Source organism: Flavobacterium acetivorans, assembly GCF_020911885.1.
GTDB lineage: Bacteria > Bacteroidota > Bacteroidia > Flavobacteriales > Flavobacteriaceae > Flavobacterium > Flavobacterium acetivorans.
Genome location: NZ_CP087132.1, coordinates 2,027,136 through 2,052,983, shown reverse-complemented (window position 1 = coordinate 2,052,983; position 25,848 = coordinate 2,027,136). Strand labels below are relative to the sequence as shown.

Below are 25,848 nucleotides of genomic sequence, written 5' to 3'. Positions count from 1 at the left end.
AAAACGGAAGACTTTTTTATTTTGAAAAAGAAAATTTAATCATTCATAGAGATCAAAAACTCATCATTATTTCTTGTTTTCTTAAAACGATCATTGATGAAATCCATCGCCTCTACTGGATTCATATCCGAAAGGTATTTTCTCATAATCCACATGCGTTGCAATGTTTTTTGATCCAATAACATATCGTCACGTCTGGTGCTAGAAGAAGTTAAATCTATTGCAGGGAAAATACGTTTATTAGCGATTTTTCGATCTAATTGCAATTCCATATTACCAGTACCTTTAAATTCTTCAAAAATAACTTCGTCCATTTTAGAACCAGTTTCAGTCAATGCTGTTGCAATAATACTCAATGAACCACCATTTTCTACATTACGGGCGGCTCCAAAGAAACGTTTTGGTTTCTGCAAAGCATTGGCATCAACACCACCACTCAATACCTTTCCTGAAGCAGGCTGTACGGTGTTATAAGCTCTTGCTAAACGCGTAATGGAATCTAGAAGAATCACCACATCATGACCACATTCTACTAATCGTTTTGCTTTTTCAAGCACGATATTAGCAATTTTAACGTGTTCTTGAGGTTCTCTATCAAATGTAGAAGCAATTACCTCACCACGCACAGAACGTTGCATATCAGTCACCTCTTCAGGTCTCTCATCAATCAATAAAACAATAAGATAAACTTCAGGATGATTGGCAGCAATAGCATTGGCTATTTCTTTCAGCAACATCGTTTTACCCGTTTTAGGTTGAGCTACAATCATTCCACGTTGCCCTTTACCTATTGGAGAAAATAAATCAATAATTCGCGTTGAAATGGTGCTTTGCTTTTCAGCCAATTTAAATTTTTCAGAAGGAAAAACAGGAGTTAAATGTTCGAATGAAACTCGGTCACGGACTACTTGTGGATCATGTCCGTTTATTTTTAAAACTCGTACCAAAGGGAAGAACTTCTCCCCTTCTTTTGGAGGTCTTACCACTCCTTTTACCGTATCTCCGGTTTTTAGACCAAATAATCTAATTTGTGACGTCGATAAATAAATATCATCGGGTGAAGCTAAATAATTATAATCCGATGAACGCAAGAAACCATAACCATCGGGCATCATTTCAAGAACACCTTCGCTTTCTATTATTCCGTCAAATTCAAAATCGGAATCTCTAAAATTATTCTTTTTATTTTTAAAATTGGGGTTTTGATTTGGATTCTGCTTATTCAACTGGTTAGCATCATCCGTTCTCTTTCGATCGTGTGGATTTATTTTTTTACTAGGCACAATGGCTTCTGTAGTTGAAACAATTGTACTCTCTACAACTATCTCTTTATCTGCTACTGCATCATTATCTGCAACCGTTACCGTTACCTTTTCTTTTTCCTTCTCTTTATCTTTTTTTAAGGCAATTTTCTTTTCGTAAGCTGACTTATTAAATTTGATAACTTTAGTCCCTTTTTTCTCAACTGGAATTATTGTTTTGGGTGCTGTTTCATCTAGGACTGCATCTGAGGTTGTTTCCACTGCCGAAAAATCCAACTCTTGGGAAACACCACTACTTTCAAGTGACTTCTCTTCATTTACAACAACTGGAGCGATTTTGTTTTTTTGGATAACCGCTTTTTTAACCGGTACAATTCGAGCTCTTTTAGGTTTCGATTCCTCAGTATCAGCTTCGGGTTTAGTTTCTGGTTTAGCTGCTATATGATTAGCTTGATGCTCTAAAATCTGACCTATTAAGGTTTCTTTTTTTACACCGTTAAATTTTATGGTTTTTGCAGCCTTAGCTATTTCTTGGAGCTCAGCAAGCTTCATTTCTTTTAATGCAGAAATATCAAACATGAATGTTCTTGAGTTAAATTAATTTGGAAATACTCTAAAAGATAGGTAGTAAATAATAATTATGAATTGACCGCAGTATGAAGTGCTTACGGTATTGTGTTGCAATAATACGAATAAAATTTAACGATACAATAGTATTTTTAAAAAAGAAAATATATTTTTGTGTATCAAATAGAAAAAATGATACAAAGAATTCAAACCATATATTTACTGCTAGCATTTATAGTTACTGGGATATTGCCCTTTTTATTTCCTTTATGGACAATGAACAACGGTATCGATTATTTCTTTGCTCAAAACCCGCTTTATGTTATTTTACTGGGTTTAAGCACCACGCTAGCTTTAGTGAGTATTATTTCATTTAAAAAAAGACAACTTCAATTTGTATTAGGCAGATTGAATATCATATTAAATTTAATTTTATTAGGCTTATTTGTATATCGTTCGCTAAACTTATCTGGAGAGACAGTAGTTGTCTCTGAGAAAGGTATTGGGATGTTTCTACCTATCTTGGCTATCGTATTATTAGTTTTAGCTAATAAGGCCATCAAGAAGGATGAAGATCTTGTAAAATCTGTGGACAGGTTGAGGTAAACCTATAAACATTAGTTTATTAGTGCGAAGAAAACCCGAACCTAACCGTTCGGGTTTTTTTGTGAGCAAAAACCAAAAATCTTCTAGAAAATAAAAAAAATCCTATAAATGAATTGTTAGTATATTTTTTTATAAATTTGGACAAAGCACAATAAAGAATGACACCAAAAATACGAATACATCTTGCTGATGACCACCAAGTGCTTATTGACGGAATGAAGACGCTATTGCAAACTATTTCTAACTTTGAGATTGTAGGCTTCTCCTTAGACGGCAGCACTCTTTTTGAAGAAGTTACAAACAATAAAGCAGACATTCTCATTCTGGATATCAGCATGCCAAAAAAAGACGGCATCGAAGTGATTAAAGAATTTTCTAAGAACGGTTTTCCCTGCAAAGTCATTATTCTTTCCAGCTATGATGATTTAAAAATCATAAAGGAAGTCATGAAACTGGGCGCCAGTGCTTACTTGACAAAGCAATGTGCAGGCGAAAACATAGTAGAGGCCATTCAGGCCGTTGCGAATGGGGAAGAATATTTCAGTAATTTAGTTCGAGAAAAAATATTTAACACCGCAACCAAAGACAACCTCAAATTAAACAAGCAAAAGCCTACTATTAATTCCTTATTAACAGAAAGAGAACTTGAAATCATTACCTTAATTGCCTTAGAATATAGCGGTAAAGAAATAAGCGAACAGTTATTTATCAGTACTAATACAGTTGAAACGCACCGTAAAAACATCATAAAAAAATTAAATGCAAAGAATACCATTAGCCTAGTTAAATTTGCCATTAAAAATAATTTGATTAAATCCTAAATCAAAAAATAGCAAAAAAAGCATCATATAAAACCACCGTTTTTCTTTTCTAACAGTCTACTTATATTATTATGTTTCAAAAAAAAAGAATTTTATGTCTTTTGCTATTACTGGGCATTTTTAGTAGCAATGCCTTTTCCCAGAGTAAAACGCCACCCAAAAAAGCAATTATCAAACTTGCCCAGGACGCCACTACTCTCATGCATAAGGAAAATTATGAGAAGTCTTTAGTAAAATCAAGACTAGCCTTAAAATATGCCATCGCCATCAAAGACAATGTTTTAATCGCTACTTGCTACAACACTATTGCTGCTAATTTTGATGGCATTTCCGAATCAGAAAAAGCGGTTTTCTATTATAAAAAAGCGCTACTTTACGCCCAAAGAACCAACAGCGATAATCTAAAAAATTGGATAAACAACAACTTGGGAAATATTTATTTTTTTGATAAAAAAGAATATGAAAAAGGAATCTATTACTACAAAAAATCATTAGAATTTAGCACGAAAACAAAAGATTCTGCCCAAATTTATTTCACAAAACTCAATATAGCTTGGGCCTATTTTGATATTGGAGACTTCGACAAAGGACTAGTTTACCTCAATTATATTAATAAACACCATTCTAGATCAGGAGACGCATCGACCATTGTAGCCCTAAATATGCTTAACGGCATGTATTATTCACACTCAGGCGAGGCTAAAAAAGCGACTATTTTTTTTGAAGAGGCTATTAAACAAGGAATTATGGGTGAAGAAAAATCAGATTTATCCTTTAGCCATGAAGAATACGCCAAATTCCTTATGAAAAAAGGCAATTATAAAAAAGCGTATGAAAACTTAGTATTATTTAACAAAATAACAAAGGAACTTAACGATGAAGAAAAGCTAAAAAAAGCTAATGTTGCCGGAATCAACTTGGAATTAGACGAATACAAAAGAGAAATTGACAATATAGAAACAAAGTACAAATCAGAACAACAATTGCTTTTAGAAAAACAGTCTAAGAACAAACAAATCAGTATTATAATTATTTCTATATTACTTCTAATTATCATTCTCTTTTACTTTTTCTTTCAAAATACAAGACTAAAACAAAAAAACGATCTTAAAGATGTAGAAAGCAAAATTCAGTTGAAAATCTTAGATGCCTCGATAAGCGGACAAGAGATGGAACGAAAAAAAATTGCTGCTTTTTTACATGACAATATCAGCGCCTTATTATCTTCGGCTGGATTGCATTTAAGTGTATTTTGCGCACAAAACCAAATAACCGATTGTGAGGAAATAAAAAAAACAAAAACTATTCTCAGCGATGCACACGATAACGTTCGGGACTTATCTCATCGACTGCTGCCTTCCTTACTGGTTCGGTTCGGGCTATTTTATGCTCTGAATGATCTTTGCGAAAAAAATTCAAATTCAAATATCCAATTCGAATATTCGAGCTCAATAGCAACAAAAATCCGCTATAGAGAAGAATTTGAATTAAAAATATACTTTATCGTAACCGAACTTTTTAACAACATCATAAAACACAGTCAGGCTACGAATGCAAAATTAACGATTGAGCAAGAAAACAACCAATTACTTATTGAAGTCAAAGACAATGGAAAAGGATTTGACACTACTGAATCTCATATTATAGAAGGTTTTGGGTTAAATAGAATAAGAGCTCGTCTCAACAATATTGAGGGTGAAATCACTATTGAATCTGTACTCTATCAAGGAACAAATATCTACATAAAAGCACCTTTTTTACAAAATGAATCCTAAACCCGTTTCTCAATTTCAATAATTTCCAAGTCTTTAATTTTGTCTCCTTCAATAACAAACCGCAGCATAGTGCGTACCTGATGAAAACCACTTTTACCACAAGCGCCCGGATTCATATGCAGTAAATTATGTTTCTTATCAAACATTACTTTTAAAATATGGGAATGCCCGCAAATAAATAGCTTGGGCGGATTCGCCTCCATTTCGGTCTTAATATTCGGATTGTATTTCCCGGGATAACCTCCTATATGCGTTATCCAAACATCGACACCTTCGCACATAAAACGATTGTGCAAAGGAAACTCTAAGCGGGCTTGGGCGTCATCAATATTCCCATAAACTGCACGCAGCGGTTTTAGTTTTTTTATGCTGTCCGTTACTGACAAATCACCTATGTCACCAGCATGCCAGACTTCATCAGCCTGGGCAACATATTTTAAAATCACATCATCAATATGGCTATGGGTATCCGAAAGTAAGAGAATTTTTGTACTCACAATTTTATGTTTTTTCAGGAGCTATTTCCAGCTATCCGCTCGTATCTTTTTATTTTTTTAAAAGAAAAATAAAAAGGATACCGCTACTATCTGGGCTAAGAATTTTGGTAAAATTAGACATTCCGCTACCAAATAAAAAATCCAAATGAAACTTAACAAACTTTGCTCCTTAGCACCTTCGTGGCAAAAAAATTAATAAGTATCTTTGTAGCTTCAAAAAAAATCACTTGAGATATTTTATACAATTAGCATATAACGGAACCCTGTATCATGGTTGGCAATACCAACCCAATGCTTCCTCAGTACAAGAAACTCTAAACAAAGCTTTTTCAGTAATACTAAACGCTGATATCAATCTTATGGGTGCCGGTCGCACGGACACAGGTGTACACGCCAAAAAAATGTATGCCCATTTTGATTTTGAACCTTCTTTTGACATTGAAAAATTAATACATAAACTCAACTCCTTTTTACCAAAAGACATTGTTGTTTATGATATCATACCCGTTGCCAATGATGCGCACGCTCGCTTTGATGCCACCAAAAGAACTTATGAATACCACATCAATACCTTTAAAGATGCTTTTTTACAAGAGCAAAGTTGGTACTTTCATCAAAAACTGGATGTAGATTTGATGAATGAGGCAGCAAAGTTATTATTCAATCATACGGATTTTCAATGTTTTTCAAAAGTAAATACAGATGTTAATACATTTGATTGTACTATTTTTGAAGCCTATTGGACTCGAGCCGGAGCTGAACAAGAAAACAACAAACTGGTTTTTACCATTTCAGCCAATCGATTTTTGAGAAACATGGTTCGCGCTATCGTGGGAACCTTAGTAAATGTTGGAATTCACAAAATAACTTTGGACGATTTCAACGATATTATTGAGAGTAAAAACAGAGATAAAGCCGGATTTTCCGTTCCTGCTCATGGGTTGTATCTCACCGAAATTGATTACGATTACATAAAAAATTAGCCCTGAGAACAGTAAGAATCTTTTATATTTTTTCGCTTTAAAACAGAAAGATCCTAGCGATAACAGGACATAAAAAAATGAATTGACGCAGTAAATAGCTCCAAAAAAAATGAAAGCAAAAGCATTTGATACTCGTTTATTTAAACGAATCTTACAATATACCAAACCTTACCAATGGCGTTTTAACGGCGTTATTGTCTTTGCCGTTTCCTTATCCGCTTTTGCGGCATTACGACCTTATTTATTGAAACAAACTGTAGATGGTTACATCCAAACAGAAGATGCAAATGGACTTTTATTCTACATTAGTTTAATGGGAATTGTGCTGTTATGCGAAGTATTTTCACAATTTTACTTTGTCTATTGGGCCAATTGGCTCGGTCAGGATATTGTAAAAGACATTCGAATTAAATTGTTCCGACACATCTTGAGTTTCAGAATGAAATATTTTGACATGGTACCCGTAGGTCAACTAGTAACCCGCTCCGTATCTGATATCGAATCGATTGCACGCATTTTTAGTCAAGGACTATTTATGATTATCAGTGACTTGATGAAGATGGTTGTAGTATTGATTTTTATGTTCTACATGAACTGGAAACTCACTTGGATTGTGATTGTCGCTATGCCCATTTTAGTATTTGTCACCCGAATATTTCAACGCAAAATGCAGGTCGCTTTTGAGGAAGTACGAAACCAAATTTCGAATATGAATTCCTTTGTTCAGGAACGCGTTACCGGAATGAAGATTGTACAATTATTCAATCGCGAAGAAATTGAAGCCGAAAAATTCAAAGAAATCAATGACAAACACAAAAAAGCATGGATAAAAACCATTCTTTACAACTCGATTTTCTTTCCTATTGCCGATATTATTTCCTCTTTAACCTTAGGTTTTATTGTTCTCTATGGTGGGATTAAGATTTTGAACGGAGATAATTTCACCACTTTTGGAGATTTATTTTCCTACACCATGTTTATAGGAATGTTGTTTAACCCATTGCGTCAGATTGCAGATAAGTTCAATGAAATGCAATTGGGAATGATTGCTGCAAACCGTGTTTTTGCCATTATTGATACCCAAGACCAAATTCAGGATAACGGAAAAATAGAAGCCGACGTATTTCTTGGAAATATTCAATTCAAAGAGGTGCGTTTCAGTTATATTCCTGAAGAAGAAGTCATAAAAGGAATCAATCTCGATGTAAAAGCAGGCGAAACCGTTGCTATTGTAGGATCTACAGGTGCCGGAAAATCGACTATAATCAACTTATTGAATCGTTTTTATGAGATCAATAGTGGAACCATTTGTATTGACAACCAAAATATAGAAGACTATACTTTGGGTTCTTTGCGCAAGCAAATTGCAGTAGTACTGCAGGATGTTTTTCTTTTTGCTGATACCATTTTCAATAATATAACGCTGAATAATCCTGAAATAACCCGTGAGGATGTTTTGGCTGCCGCCAAAGAAATTGGGGTTCATGACTTTATTATGAGCTTGCCTGATAATTACGATTTTGATGTCAAAGAACGTGGTGTAATGTTGTCATCGGGACAGCGCCAATTAATCGCTTTTTTGAGAGCATATGTCAGCAATCCTAGTATTCTTATTCTCGACGAGGCAACTTCATCAATTGATACCTATTCCGAAGAATTAATACAGCGCGCCACCGAAACCATTACACAAGGAAGAACTTCAATTGTCATTGCACACCGACTGGCGACCATTGTCAATGCCGATAAAATTGTAGTAATGGACAAAGGTTTAATAGTAGAACAAGGAACACATCAGGAATTAATCAATCGGGAAACTGGGTATTACAAAAACTTGTACGATTCACAGTTTTCAGTATCACAATAAACAGTAATCATATTGCTGAATTTATTTTTTTTAGTAAACGATCTTAATCTTAGCTAATTCTAAAAAAACGTCTTTGAAATTTACACTAAAAAATACGGTATCCAGACGAACGCTCTTAGTTTATGGCATCATCTCCATATTACTTACTGGAATTTCCGTATTTATACTGAGTAATTTGATAACCCAAATTACCCAAAAGTCAAATGAAGAGATCGCTCAACGCAATTTCATCAAAAAACAAGAACTTGTATCTCAGGAATTATCCAAATTTTTAGTTCAGGAAAAACAAATAAACGAGCTTTTAAAAATTAGCCAACCCAAAGAATTGTTTTCTAATTTAATGGTTTTGAGTTCAATTCAAGCTACCGATTCCTTAGTGACAAACAATTGGTTCCAAATAGATGAAGGCAAAATCCAATTGGTAAAAAACAAGTATTCCAACACTTTACAAAATAACATTGATACTTTTTTAGTAAAAAACGGCCATTTAGACCAGCTCAGTATTATAACCTTAGAAGGAAAAGAATGGGTTTGGCGCAATTATTTTAAATTGGTTTCTAAGAATAAAACCAGCATTCGTTACGGTTATGATGTTAATTTAAAGTCTTTGCACAATTATTTCTCTACAATAGATGAAAAAACCCTTAATTATGTGTTTTTATTTGACAAAAATGGAACTTGTATTTTTCATCCTGAAATTTCTTTTATAGGTAAAAATATATTCGAAATTTCCAGTCTCAATGCCTCAGACACCATTTTTAGCAAAGAAAAAGACTATGTAAAAAGAATCTCCCTGTCCGAATATTTAAAATTGGACGTCATCCGATTCACGAAAAAACTTGAAATAGCAAAAAACCAATGGTACATTAGCGTGAATTTTCCTAAAATTTACACTGATGAGAATGTCAATCTGGTAAAAAAATATGCTACCTTGATTTACTTGATTACCACGGTAATGCTTCTTTTTATTTTCTATTTATTTGCAAGGGCAAACCGCAGCGCTTATCTTGAAAAAGAAGAACTCACCAAAGAAAAAAACTCCTTATATCTTGAAAACGAAAAAATAATCAAGGAAAAAGCATTAATACAGCTGCAACAACTAAAAGAACAAATAAACCCTCACTTTTTATTTAATTCCCTAAACTCCCTTTATATGCTGATTGGGAATAACGGAAAAACTGCTCAAAAATTCACCTTGAATTTATCCCGAATTTACCGTTATTTAATTGATCCACCCGAAGGAAACATTGTTCCCCTGAAAGACGAATTATTGTTTATAGAGAAGTACATCTTTTTGCAACAAACCCGCTTTAAGGACGAATTATTTTTTACCATTGAAATTGAGGACGAAGCAGCATTAAACAAAAACATTCCCTATTTGTCTTTTCAGATTGTGGTTGAGAATGCCATTAAACACAATTTGGCCACCCACGAAAAACCGTTGCATACCCAAATCATAATCAAAGAAAAACAGGTAATGTTTATAAACAACCTTCAAAAAAAGACAAATACTGAACCCAGTACCAAGTTTGGTATAAACTACTTACAAAGTATTTACAACTATTACTCCAAGAATGATTTTGAAGCCTCAGAAAAAGAGGATACTTTTATTTGCATTTTGCCATTAATAGACATCCACTCCTAAAAAAAAGCCACTCACTCCCATTTATTTTTTTTAAGAGCCCAAAATTAATAGTTTTCAGCAAAAATTAACCTAAACTTAACATCATAATGAGGGAAAAGGCAATGCTGCGGAACTTAAAAACAATCTGCTTACTATTTTTATTTTTACTGGGATCTTCGGCTTCCATTTTTTCACAAAAGAAAAAGAGAAACAAAAAAGAAAATACCACTGAAATCTCAAAAGACAGTTCTGCTTCAAAAAAAGGAAAAAAATACAATGACCTTATAAAAGAAGGAACGCTAAAAAAAGGATTATTCAATATTATCCAAGTCAAAACCGATGTCTATTTTGAAATCCAAGACAGCTTATTCGACAGGGAATTTCTGGTTGTAAATAAATTATCCCAAGTTCCATTTCAGGTTAATGATGCGGGATTGAATAAAGGAATGAATTATGAAAACAAAATAATCAGTTTTTATAAAGACGACGTAGCCAAGAAAGTATGGGTAAAATCATATGTTCCTAAGGTTTCTTCTCCAAAAGAAGATGCGATAACAGCCTCAGTACAAAATAATTTCGCCGAATCGATTATTGAGTTTTTTGATATTGAAACTAAAAATAACGATTCGACTTCAGTTGTTGTCAAGGTCAATAAAATTTTCGATGGAAAACAAAAAAGTTTTAATGATGTACTGAGTAGCATCGGATTTGGAGGTTCTGTAAAATCGGAGTTATCATACATCGAAAGCTTAAAATCTTTTCCTAAAAATATTGTTGTAAAATCACAACTGACTACTTCAGTTGCCGAAGGCGGTCCAGCCTTATCGGTTACCCTTGGAGTGACGAGCAACATTATTCTATTGGATAAAATTCCTATGAAACCGCGTTTCTCTGATAATCGTATCGGTTATTTCACTGAAAAACACTGGTATTTCAATGATGCTCAACATGCTATGATGGCTAAAGAATTAATTACCCGCTGGCGTTTAGAACCTAAAAAGGAAGATCAGGAAAAATACCTTAGAGGAGAATTGGTTGAACCAAAAAAGCCAATCGTATATTACATTGATCCATCAACACCAAAACAATGGAGACAATACATCATTGATGGAGTTCATGACTGGCAAGTTGCTTTTGAAAAAGCCGGATTTAAAAATGCCATCATCGCCAAAGAACCTACTGAAGCCGATTTGGATTTTGACGTTGACGATGTTCGCTATTCCGTTATCACTTATGCTGCTTCGCAAAAATCAAATGCGATGGGACCTTCTGTAGTGGATCCTAGAAGCGGTGAAATCATAGAAGCCGATATCATTTGGTGGCACAATGTTATGACTTCATTGCACAGTTGGATGCGTATACAAACCGGTCCAATTGACCCGAAGGCCAGAGGAAATAAATTTAGCGACCAACACATGGGAGAAGCCATTCGATTTGTATCCTCACATGAGGTGGGACACACTTTTGGTCTAAAACACAACATGGGCTCCTCTTTTGCTTATGATGTAGAATCTTTGCGTTCTAAAGATTTCTCGGCAAAAATGGGAGGAACTGCTCCTTCGATCATGGATTATGCCCGTTACAATTATGTAGCGCAACCCGAAGATAATGTCACAGCCATTACTCCAAAAATTGGGGAGTACGACAAATACGCCATTGAATGGGGTTACAGATGGTATCCAAATGAGGAAAACGAAACCTCAAAATTGAATGCTTTAATTGGTAAACATCAAAACGATCCGATTTATTTTTACGGGGAGCAACAAGATGGTGCAAAAACAATTGACCCGCGTTCACAATCGGAAGATTTAGGAAATGATGCTGTTAAAGCAAGTGAATATGGTTTAAAAAATTTAAAACGTGTGGTAAACAACATTTTAGATTGGACCTATGAAAAAGATGAAACATACTATGAAACGGGTAAATTATATATTGGTACCATTGGCCAATGGCAATTATACAACCGCCATGTACTAAACAACATTGGAGGTGTTTATCTTAACGTTACAGTTCATGGAGACAACAAACAAAGTTATATTCCCGTTTCCTCTTTAATGCAAAAAAAGGCAGTTGATTATTTAGCCAAAAACGTGCTTACAATTCCGGAGTGGTTGTTTTTCAATCCTATTCTAGACAAAACAAATCCGCTGAAAGATTCTCCTGTAGGGCCTTATGAGTACACCCCATACACCTTGTCAAGAGAATTACAATACAGCCTTTTATACGATTTATTCAGTGATGATCGTTTGCTAAGAATGACTGAAAATGAATTGCACCAACGAAATGGAAGCAAAGAAAAAGCTTTTACCGTAAATGATTTATTTGAAAAAGTACATCAAGCCGTATTTGCGCCAACTAAACTGAACAAATCACTATCGATTTTGGAGCGCATGACTCAAAAGAATTATATAGATGTTCTAATCGTATCGACAAACAAATTGTTTGAAAAAACAGATGCAAAAAAAATAATTGACATCCAACAGACGCTGAGCATGCCTAATTTATGCAATCATCTGAACCATGATCAAATGGCGAGAAATATCAATCAGTCCTCTTTAAAAAGAGTGACGGAAGTTACTTCTGATAAAAAAGGAGAACTTTCTAAGGTGCTTCAATTATTAGAAATCAAAAAGAATACAGGAGATCAATCTACTAGAAATCATTATTTAGACCTTATTCAACGCATCAAAAAAGCATTAAATACCACTTTATAAAACCATTAAATGAGAAAATTACTAAACGCCTTATTACTGCTGCTCACTATAGCAGGATATGCGCAAGAAACAAGAACCATTACCGGAAAAGTTATTGATTCTCAAGATAAATTACCTATACCCGGCGCAACAATCTATGCTGAAAACACTTCTGTTTCTAATAGCACCAAACAAGAAGGTGTTATTGAAAGCGCCAGCATTGGAACTATTAGCGACATCGATGGAAATTTTGAATTAAAAATAAACAAAGAAATCACAAGTCTTAGAGTGAGCTTCATTGGATACAAACCATTCACATTACAAATAACCGCTCAAAAAAACTACACTATTTCTTTAAAGTCGGATATTGACCAGCTTCAAGAAGTGGTAGTAACGGGTTATCAAAAAATTGAAAAAAGAAAGTTGACCTCTGCCGTGGCTAATGTGTCTATGGCCGACATTCAACAAGTGGGTGTTGCAAGCCTAGATCAGCTACTTGTAGGTCAAGTGAGCGGTGTTGCCGTAAGTCCGGGAACAGGAGCCCCTGGAGCGGCCGCCAAAATAAGAATTCGTGGTACGGCTTCGCTTTCTGGTTCACAAGATCCATTATGGGTATTGGATGGTTTGCCATTAGAAAGCAATGATGTTCCAAAAAATTACGACAAGGATAACATTGATCTATTGACAAATTATTCTATTGCAGGACTAAATCCAGATGACATCAAGGACATCACTATCTTGAAAGATGCTGCTGCTACCGCAATTTATGGTGCAAGAGCTGCAAATGGAGTGATTGTTATTACCACAAAAAAAGGGCGAAAAGGGAATATGAAAATTAATTTCAATACCAATACCTTTATCACTCAAAAACCAGATTTCTCAAAATTGAATTTGATGAACAGTTCTCAAAAAGTAGATTTTGAACTGGCTATGGCGAGTCGTTCTGATTTGACTTACAGAGATAACGGCGGAGAAATCGCTCGAATTTTAAATGGTTCAAATGAATTGGAGGCTTTTAGAACAGGAGGCTTTTCAGCATTGAATCCCAATACGCAACAATCTATCAATGCCTTAAGAAACAATAATACTAATTGGGGCAATCTACTTTATCAAACAGCGGTGAATACGCAGCATGGTTTGAGCCTTTCGGGTGGTGGAGAAAAATCAGATTACTATTTCTCTTTGGGTGTTTATGATGAAGAAGGCGCTACTATAGGAACTGGTTTCAATAGATACAACCTGACCTTAAAAAACAACTACGAATTGACCGATAAATTAAGCGTTGGCGTAGGATTTTTTGGTGCTCAAAGCAATACTAAATCGTATATTACCGATACGGACGGATTTACCAATCCGCCAAATTATACCAGAACCGTTAATCCCTATTTGACTCCTTTGAATGCTGACGGAAGTTACAACTATGATAAAGACATCAGCGGTTATTCTGATCGCTATGTTCCTTTTAACATCTTGGAAGAAAGAGAAAACACCTCTTATGAATTGAAAAACAGAGCTTTTAAAGCTATTTTTGATTTAGATTATAAAATTACCCATGATTTAAAAGTAAGCTCACAAATTGGTTTGCAATTAGACAATACCTCAAGTGAAAAATTTGCTGACAAGGAAACTTACTTTACTCGAAAAGAAAGAGAAAAAACACGCCGTTACAGCAATGGTGGCTACAACTACTTCCTTCCTGAGGGCGGAATTATTCAAAACACTAATGCTGATTTTTTCCAATACAACTGGAAAACGATGGTAAACTACTCTACAATTTTCAATGAAAAACATGAATTAGACATCATGGCAGGAAATGAATTGAGAAGAAGTTACAGCACCACTATTGCAACAAAAGGTTTTGGTTTTGATCCAAAAACATTAACAACAACCCAAATCATCTTCCCAAACCAAGATTACGCAAACCAAGCGGCATATCAAACTTATAAAAAGAATCAAAACGAAAATGCCTATGCTTCGTTTTATGCCACTGCAGCTTATACCTTTGATAAAAAATACACCCTTTTTGGAAGTGTGCGCTATGATGGATCTGACCTATTTGGCGTAGACCCAAAATACAAGTACCTACCACTTTGGGCTGCCTCAGGTTCTTGGTTAGTATCCGAAGAAGAGTTCTTAAAGGATAATCCTTTTATATCTAACCTAAGATTGCGCGCCTCTTATGGTTTACAAGGAAATATAGACAAGGGAACCTCTCCTTTTGTTGTCGGAGAACATGACAATGCAACGATTTTACCAGGTCAAACAGAAGGTACAATTGTAATATTAAGTCCACCAAACGACAAATTGCGTTGGGAAAAAACGGAAAACACCAATCTAGGTATGGATTTGGGTTTATTCAACAATCGAATCAACATCATAACAGATGTATACGGAAGAAAAAGTAGCGATTTAATTGGACTGAGATCCCTTCCCGTAGAAAACGGATTTGAATTTACTACCCTAAACTGGGCACAAGTAACCAATAAAGGTTTTGAAATTGCTGTGGCGACTAAAAACATAGATCGTCCTAATTTTAAATGGAACACTAATTTTAACTTCTCTCACAACAAAAGTAATGTAGACCGCATTGAGGTAAGATCCAACAGCTATTTACCATCTAAAGAAGGCTATCCTGTTAATGCCGTTTTTGCCCTAAAAACAGCGGGAATCGATGAAAATGGCTATCCTTTATTTGTCAATAAAAAAGGAGAAACAGTAAATGCACAAACCTTTTTTGGCTTATACGATCCTTTTGCAGACTTCTTCCCGGGAGAGTTCTCTCAATCAAAACTTGATGCCGAAGCAACCAGAGACTTATTTACCTATGCTGGAGATTTAGATCCTAAATTTACCGGCGGTTTTACCAATACATTTAAAATCCATGATTTCGATCTTTCTGCGGCCACTACTTTCAATATCAAACAAACTGTTGTTCAAAGACCATCTTATAATGGTACAACAGTAGATCGCAGTCAAAACTATACAACGGATATCTTAAATGCTTGGTCACCTACTAATACAGGTTCTAATCTACCTGGTATAACAAGTAAAACTTCGGGAACTGGAGATTCATGGATGGCGTACCAATGGTTTTCTGGTGGAAGCCCAATAGACATGTATAATTTATTGGATACTTGGGTTAGAGAAATGAGTTATATGAGATTGAGCAGTGTGCGTTTGGGTTACACTTTACCTAAAAAAACCAGCGAAAAAATATTTGTAGAAAGCATTCGTTTTAGTGCCGAAGCCAGAAACCTTTTTGTTATCAGCTCTGATTACAAAGGATATTTTGACCCGGAAACTTTTGGAAACATCTACGCACAACCTATTCCAAGATCATTCTCTTTAGGATGTAACATAACTTTTTAAACTGATTTAAGATGAAAAAAATATCAAAATACATACTCTTATTTATTGCAGCTATAGCTATTACAAGCTGTGATAATTATCTAGACGTAGAACCGATAGGGAAAGTAATTCCAGAAACATTAACTGATTTTAGAGCCGTATTGACCAAAGGTTACGAAGCCTATCCAAAACATAAATCCTTAACTACTTTGAGAGGTGATGAACTGGTTCTAAATGAATACAGTGATGATCTAATCTATTTTAAGGATATTTATACTTGGAAAGATGCAAATCCGGATCGAATTACTACAGAATTTCAATACCAAGACTTATACAATGTCATCTTTTATGCTAACGTAATTATCAATGAAGCGGGTAAAAAAATTGCCGACTCAGAGGATAAAAACCAATTGATTGGTGAAGCTCATGCACTTAGAGCAATGGCTTATTTTGACCTGATTAACCTATTTGCAAAGCCATACAATTCAGCTACAGCAAGTACAGATAGAGGAGTTCCTATAGCCTTAAAAATAGATTTAGAACAAGCTTATGTTCCGGAAAGTGTAGCCACTGTTTACAACCAGATTCTTTTTGACAAAGAGGAAGCCAAAAATTTGCTAAACAAAGACACCCAAATTAAAGGAATCAACTATCGTTTCTCCAAAGCAGCTCTTTATGCTCTTGAATCGCGTATTTATTTGTATCAAAAAGAATGGAAAAAAGCAGCCGCAGCAGCCACAACTGCTCTTACCTATAACAGTACGCTAGTGGATTTAAATACCAACGCTATTTTGCCAAACAATTATGATGCAACAGAATCGATAATGGCTCTAGAAGATGTTTTTGACAATAAGGTAAAAAGTGCTTCCTATGCCACTCCAGCACTTACTGGAGTTTATGATCGTACTAATGACTTGCGTTTCGCCTTGTATTTCCAAGCCAGCGGAAGTCGATTCCGATTCAAAAAAGGAGGAGAACAAAATCAGAAATGTTCTTTTAGAACTGCTGAATTGTATCTAACAAAAGCCGAAACCTTAGCGCAATTGAATAATTTGGATGAAGCCAAAACGACTCTTTTGACTTTTATCAAAAACAGATATACTCAGCTTGGATTCGATCAATTGACAATTGACATCAACGCTATGGATCAAGCTGCGCTGACCGATTTCATTTATCAAGAAAGACAAAGAGAGTTTGCTGCAGAAGGACACCGCTGGTTTGATTTGAGAAGAACCACTCAAAAACAAATTACCCATAGCCTTGAGGGCAATGATTACAATTTAATTCAAAACGATCCGCGATATACCCTGCCCTTCCCAGTAAGTGCACGATTGAATAATCCCAATCTATAAATTTAAAAAAGTCCAGTTTTTCAAAGCTGGACTTTTTTTTTACCTTTACATCAAAAAGCAAATGAAAATTGCCATTATTGAGGATGAGTATCTCGCTTCGAGTTATCTAAAATCAATTTTAGAGCAGCAAGAAATCATTCTGATAACACAAATCACCATTCTAAAATCCGTAAAAGAAGCCGTGGTTTTCTTCGCTGAAAACAATGCAGATTTGGCTTTTATGGATATTCATTTGGGCGATGGAAAAAGCCTTGAAATTTTCGAAAAAACCACTGTTTCCTGCCCCGTAATTTTTATTACCGCCTATGATTTGTATGCGATAAAAGTTTTCAAACACTTCACCATAGACTACCTTTTAAAACCCTTTGAAGAACAGGAATTACTAGAAGCGCTAATAAAATTCAAAAAAATAAAAGACAGTTTCAACAGCGACTCCAGTCTACAATCCCTTGTAGCCATTGAAAATAAAGAAGAAACTAAGATACAGCGCCACTTCCTGGTCAATCACGGCTACAAACTTATTTCGATAAACGAAACTGACATTACCTTTTTCGTGGCATCGGGCAAGCATCTTTTTATTTACGTAAATTCAGGAAACAGCTACTTGTACAACAACACCCTTAAAGACCTGATTCATAATCTAGATCCCGCTCTTTTTTTTAAAGTAAACCGAAAATACATCGTCCACAGAAACACCATCAAAGAAGTGATTAAGCTTTCGAACCAGAAAATAGAATTGATCCTTAGCGTTAGAGCAGTCGAGAATGACTCCATAATCGTGAGTAAAAAAGAAATTGCCCATTTCAAAAGCTGGCTCGATCATTAACTTTTTTATATCTCAAAATTGGTTCGGCTCAAAAGTTTACAATGCTCTAAAATACTAAGTTCAATTTTAAAAATAAATCCTTAAATTCGCAATCTCAAATAATTTATAAAATCTTATATAAAATGAAATGAGCCTTTGCTGATTCCATTTTATATTTAAAATAATAAATACAAAAAAAATGAAATACGATATCATTGTTTTAGGAAGTGGTCCAGGCGGATATGTAACTGCCATTAGAGCGTCACAATTGGGCTTTAAAGTAGCCGTAATTGAAAAAGAAAACTTAGGTGGCGTATGCCTAAACTGGGGATGTATCCCAACTAAAGCTTTACTAAAATCAGCTCAAGTTTTTGATTATCTAAAGCACGCCTCTGATTATGGTTTGACTGTTTCTTCTTTTGATAAAGATTTCCCTGCCGTGGTACAACGCAGCCGTGGTGTTGCTGAAGGAATGAGCAAAGGAGTTCAATTCTTGATGAAAAAAAATAAAATCGACGTAATTGAAGGTTTTGGAAAACTAAAACCTGGAAAAAAAGTTGATGTTACTGACAAAGACAATAAAGTGACTGAATACAGTGCAGATCATATTATTGTTGCCACTGGAGCCCGTTCTCGTGAGTTGCCAAACTTGCCACAAGACGGTGTAAAAGTAATTGGTTACCGTCAAGCAATGACTTTACCAACACAACCAAAATCGATGATCATCGTTGGTTCTGGAGCTATTGGAGTAGAATTTGCTCATTTCTATAACTCAATGGGAACTGATGTAACTATCGTTGAATTTATGCCAAATGTTGTTCCTGTTGAGGACGAAGACATCTCAAAACAATTTGAGCGTTCTTTGAAAAAAGCAGGTATCAAAGTAATGACTAATTCTTCTGTAGAGAGAATTGACACTGCAGGTGCCGGAGTAAAAGCATTTGTAAAAACAGCCAAAGGAGAAGTAGAATTAGAGGCTGATATCTTGTTATCGGCTGTTGGTATCAAAACCAATATTGAAAACATCGGTCTGGAAGAAGTAGGAATTGCCACTGACAGAGATAAAATTTTGGTAAATGCCTATAACCAAACTAATGTTCCAGGTTATTATGCTATTGGAGACGTAACACCTGGGCAAGCATTGGCACACGTAGCTTCTGCCGAAGGAATCAACTGTGTAGAGAAAATTGCAGGAATGCACGTAGAGCCTATCGATTACGGAAACGTACCAGGTTGTACTTATGCGACTCCTGAAATCGCTTCTGTTGGTTTGACAGAAAAGCAAGCCAAAGAAAAAGGATACGAATTAAAAATTGGAAAATTCCCATTCTCAGCATCAGGAAAAGCAAAAGCGGCTGGAACTCCAGACGGATTTGTAAAAGTAATTTTTGATGCTAAATATGGCGAATGGTTAGGATGTCACATGATTGGTGCCGGAGTTACAGATATGATTGCTGAGGCAGTTGTAGCCCGTAAACTGGAAACTACAGGACATGAAATCCTAAAAGCCATTCACCCGCACCCAACAATGAGCGAAGCCGTTATGGAAGCCGTTGCTGATGCTTATGGCGAGGTGATCCATTTGTAAATTCACCCATTATAAAATATAGAAAATCCGATTTGCAAATGCAGATCGGATTTTTTTATGGCACAAACCTTTTTTCCGTTTCATCAAGAATTACTTTTAATTTTTACCTTCCAGCATTCCTTCGGCACACTTCTCCTAATAGGTAATCATTTTTTGTTTTCGAATACACATTTTTAGATACTTTTGAATAATGTAGTCTTTTTTATCTATTTTTGGAAACTACAAAAAGATATAAAACCAAAAGAACCCCAAAAAACAAACCTTTATTGACATGCAAAATAATAGCTCTGCCATTTTAAAGACCAAACAACATTTTCAAATTCTTGATGGATTAAGAGGAATTGCCGCCTTGGCCATTGTACTTTTTCATTTTATGGAAATCGTTTATGAGCCCAGCAAAAATTTTATCGCGCATGGTTTTCTTGCGGTTGATTTTTTCTTTTGTCTATCCGGTTTTGTTATTGCTTATGCATATCATGACCGAATGGGTAAAATGGGAACTATTGAGTTCTTTAAATCAAGACTTATCCGATTGCATCCTTTGGTTATTTTTGGTTCCGTATTAGGCTTATTGACTTTTTTATTTGATCCTTTTAGCAACCATACTGAAACTTATGAAACTAGTAAATTGATTCTGATATTCCTGGCTTCCCTATTTTTAATTCCTTTTGCGGGAATGCCCGACCGTTATTTTAACTTGTTTGGTCTAAATGCACCCGCTTGGTCTTTATTTTGGGAATATGTTGCTAATATCTTTTATGCGCTTTTCCTTCACAAATTAAGCCGTCGTTCCCTTTTATTATTGACTGTCATTGCTGGGGCAGGACTCTGTTTTGCAAGTCATCGCGCAGGTGGTTCTCTGTTGGGCGGATGGAATGACACTACTTTTTGGGATGGCGGTGCCCGTGTTTCCTATTCCTTTTTAGCCGGTATGTTGATTTATCGTTCCAATTGGATTATTAAATCAAAACTAGGTTTTGCCGGTCTATCTGTATTGCTACTCCTAGCCTTCTTAATTCCTTTTTCGGATTGGAATTGGCTCACAGAACCACTCATTGTATTGTTCTATTTTCCCCTACTAATTGCCATAGGAGCAGGAGCCACACTAAATCAAAGCTTCGAAAAATCATGTCTCTTCCTCGGAAAAATATCCTATCCTTTATACATGACGCATTATGCCGTGATGTGGATGTTTGCAAGCTATTACACCATCTACAAACCGGGGACAAGCCAGCTTACTTTTATCATCATAAGCGGAACGCTTCTTTTAGTTGGCCTCGCCTATTTAACCATGAAATTCTATGATATTCCGGTTCGAAAGTATTTAACCGAAAGAAGAAAAAAATTCTAATCTCAAAATCCGATTGGCGAAAGTCAATCGGATTTTTTTTATCAGTCTTAGCTGAAAAATTAATCTGTAAAAAGACTAATATCTATTTTCTTCAAAAAGTCTCGATCACTTCGCATTACTATTTACTTAAAAAAAATACTTTTTCAAAAACGTTGATATAGATCAATGTTTTCAGTCTATAACTTGTTTAACTTTGTAAAAAAAACATTAAACATGAAAAATTCACTGCTTTTATTGCTCTTTGTTACAGCTACTTGTATTGGACAAGTAAATACAGGGAAAAAAATCCAGAAAAGTCCTGTAGAAAAATACATTAAGTCAATCGATAATCTGACGTTAGAAGCCGCTTACGAATTAACGAAACGGGCCAACGAAACGGCAACTTCATTAGATAAGAAAGTTACCATTACAATTTTAGATGTTTCAGGAAACATTCTGATGACAACCAGAGGCGAAAATGTAGGTCCTCACAATACGGAAGCCTCAAGAAGAAAAGCCTTCACGGCCTTATCTACCAAAACGGCAACTCTAGCCTTACTAAGAAATGCCAAATCAAATCCGGATACCCAAAATTTAAACACATTACCCGAATTATTACTATTGAGCGGAGGAGCTCCTGTCTGGTATAACGGGAATGTAATAGGAAGCATTGGTATTGCAGGCGGAGGAAGTGCAGAAAATGATGATTTAATTGCTAAATCAGCATCGATCTCAGAAATAGGAATCACTATAAAATAATTAATACTTAAATATAAAACAAAATGAAAAATTCAATCTTAACACTAGTTTTCGCTTTCATCACTATGACAAGTTTCGCGCAAAAAAGTACGTACCAACTATCAAGTCATATTTTAGATGTTAGCAAGGGAACTCCTGCAGCAGGAGTAAGCATCAAATTGGAAAAGCAAAATGAGCAAACCAAAACATGGCAGTTTGTAGACGAAAAAATTACGGACAAAAATGGAAGAATTACAGATTTCTTAAATTCTGAAAAAGCAAACCTTGGGATTTATAAACTGACTTATTTTGTTAGTGATTATTTCAAAAAAAATAATACGGAGAGCTTTTATCCCTTTATTGAGGTTGTTTTTCAAATAAAAGACAACAACCATTACCATGTACCAATAACACTTTCGGCTTATGGTTATTCAACTTATAGAGGAAATTAAATATAAAGCAACAACAGCTCGTCTAAAAAATTAAACGAGCTGTTTTGTTATTTTATTAAATTTTGATATTAATAATAATAATAATAATAATAAGGCTATTTGTTATTAATTACTATATTCAAGTTCTTCGTTTTCAACCTCACTACAATCCATGAAAATTTCTGGTTCTCTTACTGAATGCCAATAGTCTACCAGTATGCTTAACACTACGTCTTTTAAACCACTCAAAGAGGTTTCATTTTGATTTTCTTCATCCTTAATCACTTCAATCAATAATTCATTAACCTTCCTAATTTTTTCTGAATTTGTCATAATTATTATTATTATTCAATTGTTAAACCCCTTTTTTGTCTTTGAGATATATTTCTTACATATACAAAGTATGCTATTAAAGTCTTTTCTAATAAAAAGAAACCTCAGCATATTCTATATTCATATTCCAAAAATACACGGATTGGCCATTGCTAACAATACCCACTTTTAGTGATATTTCAATTAAAAAAGAAGCTAATATTATAAAGAATACTACTACATATAATTAATAACAATATGTAAATCAAATATTTACAGCAGATTTAAATAAAATAAGTAGGAAAAGGGAAAACACAAAAATGAACTTTTGTCTTAAGATCTATTTTTATAAGAGTAAAAAACAAGACCTTCAAACATTTCTTAGTCTAAGTGATAAAACTTCTTAATCAAATAGCTCAATATTAAATAAAGTACACTCAAAACGATTCCAAAAGAAAGTAAAAAACTAAGCAAGTTAATTACAATATTTGGCACAAACTTCAATCTGGGATGACTATAATAAGGCTCACGATGCAATCGCTCGTGAATATTTTGTCTTACTCTTTTAATTTTCTTTTTGATAATTTCTATTTTTTACTCTATTATTAGGATGAGACTATTCATCTAATTCTAAAAAAGAGGGATTATTCTTGATTGTTTATAATTTTCACAAACTAATTTAAGCATTTAAATTCACATAGAGACTTAATTAGTCTAATAAAAAAACCGCTTTGCCTAAATCAGCAATGCGGTTCTTATCCAATCAAAATATTTTATTAATCCACTAACTTATAAAAAAATAACTGCGGTTCTCCTTCTACTCCTGCTTCCATCATTAGCTTTTTCATTGCTTCAGAATTGATTCTAGCCTTAGCCTTCTCCAAATCTGAAATGGCAAATACTAAACTCACAACATTTGGATCATCAATACTTCTGGCCATTCCACGGTCAATAAGTCCGTCCTCCATTCTCTTGTTGATTCCCTCGGCATCATAAACTTTGAGCCAAGTATCAAAATCCTTCACCCGATGCGTCACCATCAAACGGTCCTTTAGATTAATCTTACTATCATCATTGCGTATCACATCATAAAAAGAGAACTCAGGCGCACTCACTACCCCGGCTTTTTTCATGAGCGCTTTGAGGTCAGGCATGGCACTAAATTCCTTAGCCTTCATCACATCATCCATTTTATCGATTATGATAATGGTATTAGGATCATCCATTCCTCTTCCCATAACAAAATGGGTTATACCATACATTTTTCTTATGGAATCATGTGCATCATACGCCATTCTCCATTTAGCATAATCGGCTACTTTATGCTTGATAGCTATAATTTTAAAAGGCATAAATGGCAGGCTCGTGCTATCCATTTCTTCCATTTCAGTGACTTCCTCTTTTTGTTCTGATTTATTGTTCTTGCAAGAGAAAACGGCAACCATAAAAAAAACGATCAAAATGGGATTCAAAATTTTTCTTAAGTTTTCCATAGTATTCTACTTTAAGTTATTTTTATTCGTAAATATACTAAAAATCAACAACTTAGATGTTTTTCTAGCATAAAAAAACCGTCTCATGTACTAAACGAGACGGTTCCTAATATGCTGAAAAATAATTTACAAAATATAATCAGTTGTGATAAAATTAGATTTATCGCTATTCAACAACGCCTGTAAAATCTCATTGTTGTACTCATTGTCTTTTGAGGCTACAAAAGTACGTATTGAAAACGAACGCAGTGCATCATGAATACTCAAAGTCCCCACCGCAGAATCTTTTCTTCCTGTAAACGGATAAATATCCGGTCCTCTCTGGCAAGAACTGTTTAAATTTACACGACAAACTAAATTCACTAAGGTATCAATCAGTGGCGCAATGGTTGTAATGTCTTTTCCAAACAAACTTACCTGTTGCCCATAATTGGACTCGGCCATATCGTTCAAAGGCTCTTGGATATCCTTGAAAGAGATAATAGGCACAACTGGACCAAATTGTTCTTCGTGATACACACGCATTTCCTTATTGACCGGAAACAAAACCGCAGGGAAAATATAATTAGGTGTTTGTTCGCCTCCTTTTTCGTTAATAATTTGAGCTCCTTTGTTCTTAGCATCATCAATCAAATCTTGTATATAAGCTGGCTTATCTTTTTCAGGCAATGGCGTCAGCATTACTGCCTTGTCCCAAGGATTTCCAAAAGAAAGCGCATCCACCTTAGCGGCAAAACGTCTGTTGAATTCTTCGGCAATTGTTTCATGAACATACAAAACCTTCAAGGCTGTGCAACGCTGTCCGTTGAAAGATAAAGAACCAACAATACATTCTTGGATAGCCAAATCTAAATCGGCATCCGCCAAAATTATCGCAGGATTTTTAGCTTCCAATCCCAAAATCAAACGCAATCTGTTTTTATTAGGATGCAAATCTTGCAAGGCAATCGCCGATTTACTGTTTCCAATTAAAGCCAAAACATCTATTTTACCCGAAGCCATAATAGGCGAAGCCACTTCACGCCCTCTACCATAAATTACATTGATAACTCCCTTTGGAAAACTATTTCTAAAGGCTTCTAATAAAGGTGATAATAATAAAACCCCATGTTTTGCCGGTTTAAAAATAACCGTATTTCCCATTATCAATGCCGGTATAAGCAAGGAGAAGGTTTCATTTAGAGGATAATTATAAGGACCTAAACACAAAACCACTCCTAAAGGTCCACGACGTATCATGGCATTTATTCCTTGGCTTTTGGTAAAACGGGCACTATTGCGATCTAATTGTTTGTAATCCTCAATCGTATCATAAATGTATTCTACGGTTCTGTCAAATTCTTTTTGGGAATCAGGCAGAGATTTACCAATTTCCCACATTAAATACTTCACAACTTCGGCGCGCTTTTCTTTCATCTGTGTTACAAAATTTGTCATACACTTAATACGATCAGCTACTTTCATCGTAGGCCATTGTCCTTGACCGTTATTGTAAGCACCCGCGGCGGCATTTACGGCTTCAAGCCCTTCTTTTTCTCTCATAAAAGGAATAGATCCTAACAACGTAGGTGCGTATGCTGTGGTTGATGATATAGTTGAGAAAACGCCTGATGTTTGCCCTTCCCATTTTTTTAATTCTCCATTTACTAAATAGGAATCTTGGTTAAGTAAAGCATTAATCTGAAACTCTTCTGGAATTAAATTCATTTTTTGGTTATTTTGGTTGTTCTAAATTATTTACATAAAAAAAGAGGCGTTG

19 protein-coding genes are annotated in these 25,848 nt (G+C 34.9%); 14 read left to right on the top strand and 5 right to left on the bottom strand.

Annotation, left to right across the window (positions count from 1 at the left end; genetic code table 11):
* Positions 1-35: 35 nt before the first annotated feature.
* Positions 36-1,841, bottom strand: coding sequence for a transcription termination factor Rho (rho, locus tag LNP19_RS09060; RefSeq protein WP_230061612.1), 1,806 nt, complete (start codon positions 1,839-1,841; stop codon positions 36-38).
* A 180-nt stretch (positions 1,842-2,021) separates the two neighbouring features.
* Here rho and LNP19_RS09055 point away from each other — a divergent pair, with 180 nt between their 5' ends.
* The 3 genes from LNP19_RS09055 to LNP19_RS09045 all read left to right on the top strand — a co-directional run bounded on the left by LNP19_RS09055 (position 2,022) and on the right by LNP19_RS09045 (position 5,031).
* Positions 2,022-2,435 carry a DUF4293 domain-containing protein gene (locus LNP19_RS09055; protein ID WP_230061611.1) on the top strand — a complete coding sequence of 138 codons (414 nt, stop codon included), beginning with the start codon at positions 2,022-2,024 and terminating at the stop codon, positions 2,433-2,435.
* Between the two features lie 158 nt (positions 2,436-2,593).
* Entirely contained in the window at positions 2,594-3,256 is a 663-nt protein-coding gene (locus tag LNP19_RS09050; protein WP_230061610.1) for a response regulator, read from the top strand.
* 71 nt (positions 3,257-3,327) lie between these two features.
* Entirely contained in the window at positions 3,328-5,031 is a 1,704-nt protein-coding gene (locus tag LNP19_RS09045) for a tetratricopeptide repeat-containing sensor histidine kinase (RefSeq protein WP_230061609.1), read from the top strand.
* Here LNP19_RS09045 and LNP19_RS09040 read toward each other — a convergent pair.
* Entirely contained in the window at positions 5,028-5,528 is a 501-nt protein-coding gene (locus LNP19_RS09040; RefSeq protein ID WP_230061608.1) for a metallophosphoesterase family protein, read from the bottom strand. The genes LNP19_RS09045 and LNP19_RS09040 overlap by 4 nt on opposite strands.
* Positions 5,529-5,755: 227 nt before the next feature.
* Between LNP19_RS09040 and truA the strand changes: the two genes are divergently transcribed.
* The 11 genes from truA to uraH all read left to right on the top strand — a co-directional run bounded on the left by truA (position 5,756) and on the right by uraH (position 22,305).
* Positions 5,756-6,511, top strand: a complete 756-nt coding sequence (gene truA, locus LNP19_RS09035) for a tRNA pseudouridine(38-40) synthase TruA (RefSeq protein ID WP_230061607.1) — start codon at positions 5,756-5,758, stop codon at positions 6,509-6,511.
* A 109-nt stretch (positions 6,512-6,620) separates the two neighbouring features.
* The gene (locus LNP19_RS09030) at positions 6,621-8,375 is read left to right on the top strand and encodes an ABC transporter ATP-binding protein (protein WP_230061606.1); all 1,755 of its coding nucleotides are present in this window, start codon (positions 6,621-6,623) and stop codon (positions 8,373-8,375) included.
* 73 nt (positions 8,376-8,448) lie between these two features.
* A complete protein-coding gene (locus LNP19_RS09025; RefSeq protein ID WP_230061605.1) occupies positions 8,449-10,020 on the top strand; it encodes a sensor histidine kinase in 1,572 nt (523 codons plus the stop codon).
* 86 nt (positions 10,021-10,106) lie between these two features.
* Positions 10,107-12,713, top strand: coding sequence for a zinc-dependent metalloprotease (locus tag LNP19_RS09020; protein ID WP_230061604.1), 2,607 nt, complete (start codon positions 10,107-10,109; stop codon positions 12,711-12,713).
* 9 nt (positions 12,714-12,722) lie between these two features.
* Positions 12,723-16,061, top strand: coding sequence for a SusC/RagA family TonB-linked outer membrane protein (locus tag LNP19_RS09015; RefSeq protein WP_230061603.1), 3,339 nt, complete (start codon positions 12,723-12,725; stop codon positions 16,059-16,061).
* An 11-nt stretch (positions 16,062-16,072) separates the two neighbouring features.
* Positions 16,073-17,392 carry a RagB/SusD family nutrient uptake outer membrane protein gene (locus tag LNP19_RS09010; RefSeq protein ID WP_230061602.1) on the top strand — a complete coding sequence of 440 codons (1,320 nt, stop codon included), beginning with the start codon at positions 16,073-16,075 and terminating at the stop codon, positions 17,390-17,392.
* Positions 17,393-17,453: 61 nt separating this feature from the next.
* Complete coding sequence (locus LNP19_RS09005; RefSeq protein ID WP_230061601.1) at positions 17,454-18,218, top strand: LytR/AlgR family response regulator transcription factor; 765 nt, start codon at positions 17,454-17,456, stop codon at positions 18,216-18,218.
* A gap of 178 nt (positions 18,219-18,396) precedes the next feature.
* The gene (gene lpdA / locus LNP19_RS09000) at positions 18,397-19,785 is read left to right on the top strand and encodes a dihydrolipoyl dehydrogenase (protein WP_230061600.1); all 1,389 of its coding nucleotides are present in this window, start codon (positions 18,397-18,399) and stop codon (positions 19,783-19,785) included.
* A 271-nt stretch (positions 19,786-20,056) separates the two neighbouring features.
* Positions 20,057-21,136, top strand: coding sequence for an acyltransferase family protein (locus tag LNP19_RS08995; RefSeq protein ID WP_230061599.1), 1,080 nt, complete (start codon positions 20,057-20,059; stop codon positions 21,134-21,136).
* A gap of 213 nt (positions 21,137-21,349) precedes the next feature.
* A complete protein-coding gene (locus LNP19_RS08990; RefSeq protein WP_230061598.1) occupies positions 21,350-21,874 on the top strand; it encodes a heme-binding protein in 525 nt (174 codons plus the stop codon).
* A 23-nt stretch (positions 21,875-21,897) separates the two neighbouring features.
* Positions 21,898-22,305 (top strand): hydroxyisourate hydrolase, encoded by a 408-nt coding sequence (gene uraH / locus LNP19_RS08985; protein WP_230061597.1) that lies wholly within the window; start codon positions 21,898-21,900, stop codon positions 22,303-22,305.
* A gap of 105 nt (positions 22,306-22,410) precedes the next feature.
* Here uraH and LNP19_RS08980 read toward each other — a convergent pair whose 3' ends face one another.
* The 3 genes from LNP19_RS08980 to LNP19_RS08970 form a co-directional block, all read right to left on the bottom strand.
* Positions 22,411-22,617 carry a hypothetical protein gene (locus LNP19_RS08980; protein WP_230061596.1) on the bottom strand — a complete coding sequence of 69 codons (207 nt, stop codon included), beginning with the start codon at positions 22,615-22,617 and terminating at the stop codon, positions 22,411-22,413.
* Positions 22,618-23,372: 755 nt separating this feature from the next.
* Complete coding sequence (locus LNP19_RS08975; RefSeq protein ID WP_230061595.1) at positions 23,373-24,089, bottom strand: hypothetical protein; 717 nt, start codon at positions 24,087-24,089, stop codon at positions 23,373-23,375.
* Positions 24,090-24,215: 126 nt separating this feature from the next.
* On the bottom strand, positions 24,216-25,796 hold the full coding sequence (locus LNP19_RS08970; RefSeq protein WP_230061594.1) for an NADP-dependent glyceraldehyde-3-phosphate dehydrogenase: 1,581 nt from the start codon (positions 25,794-25,796) through the stop codon (positions 24,216-24,218).
* Positions 25,797-25,848 lie beyond the last annotated feature (52 nt).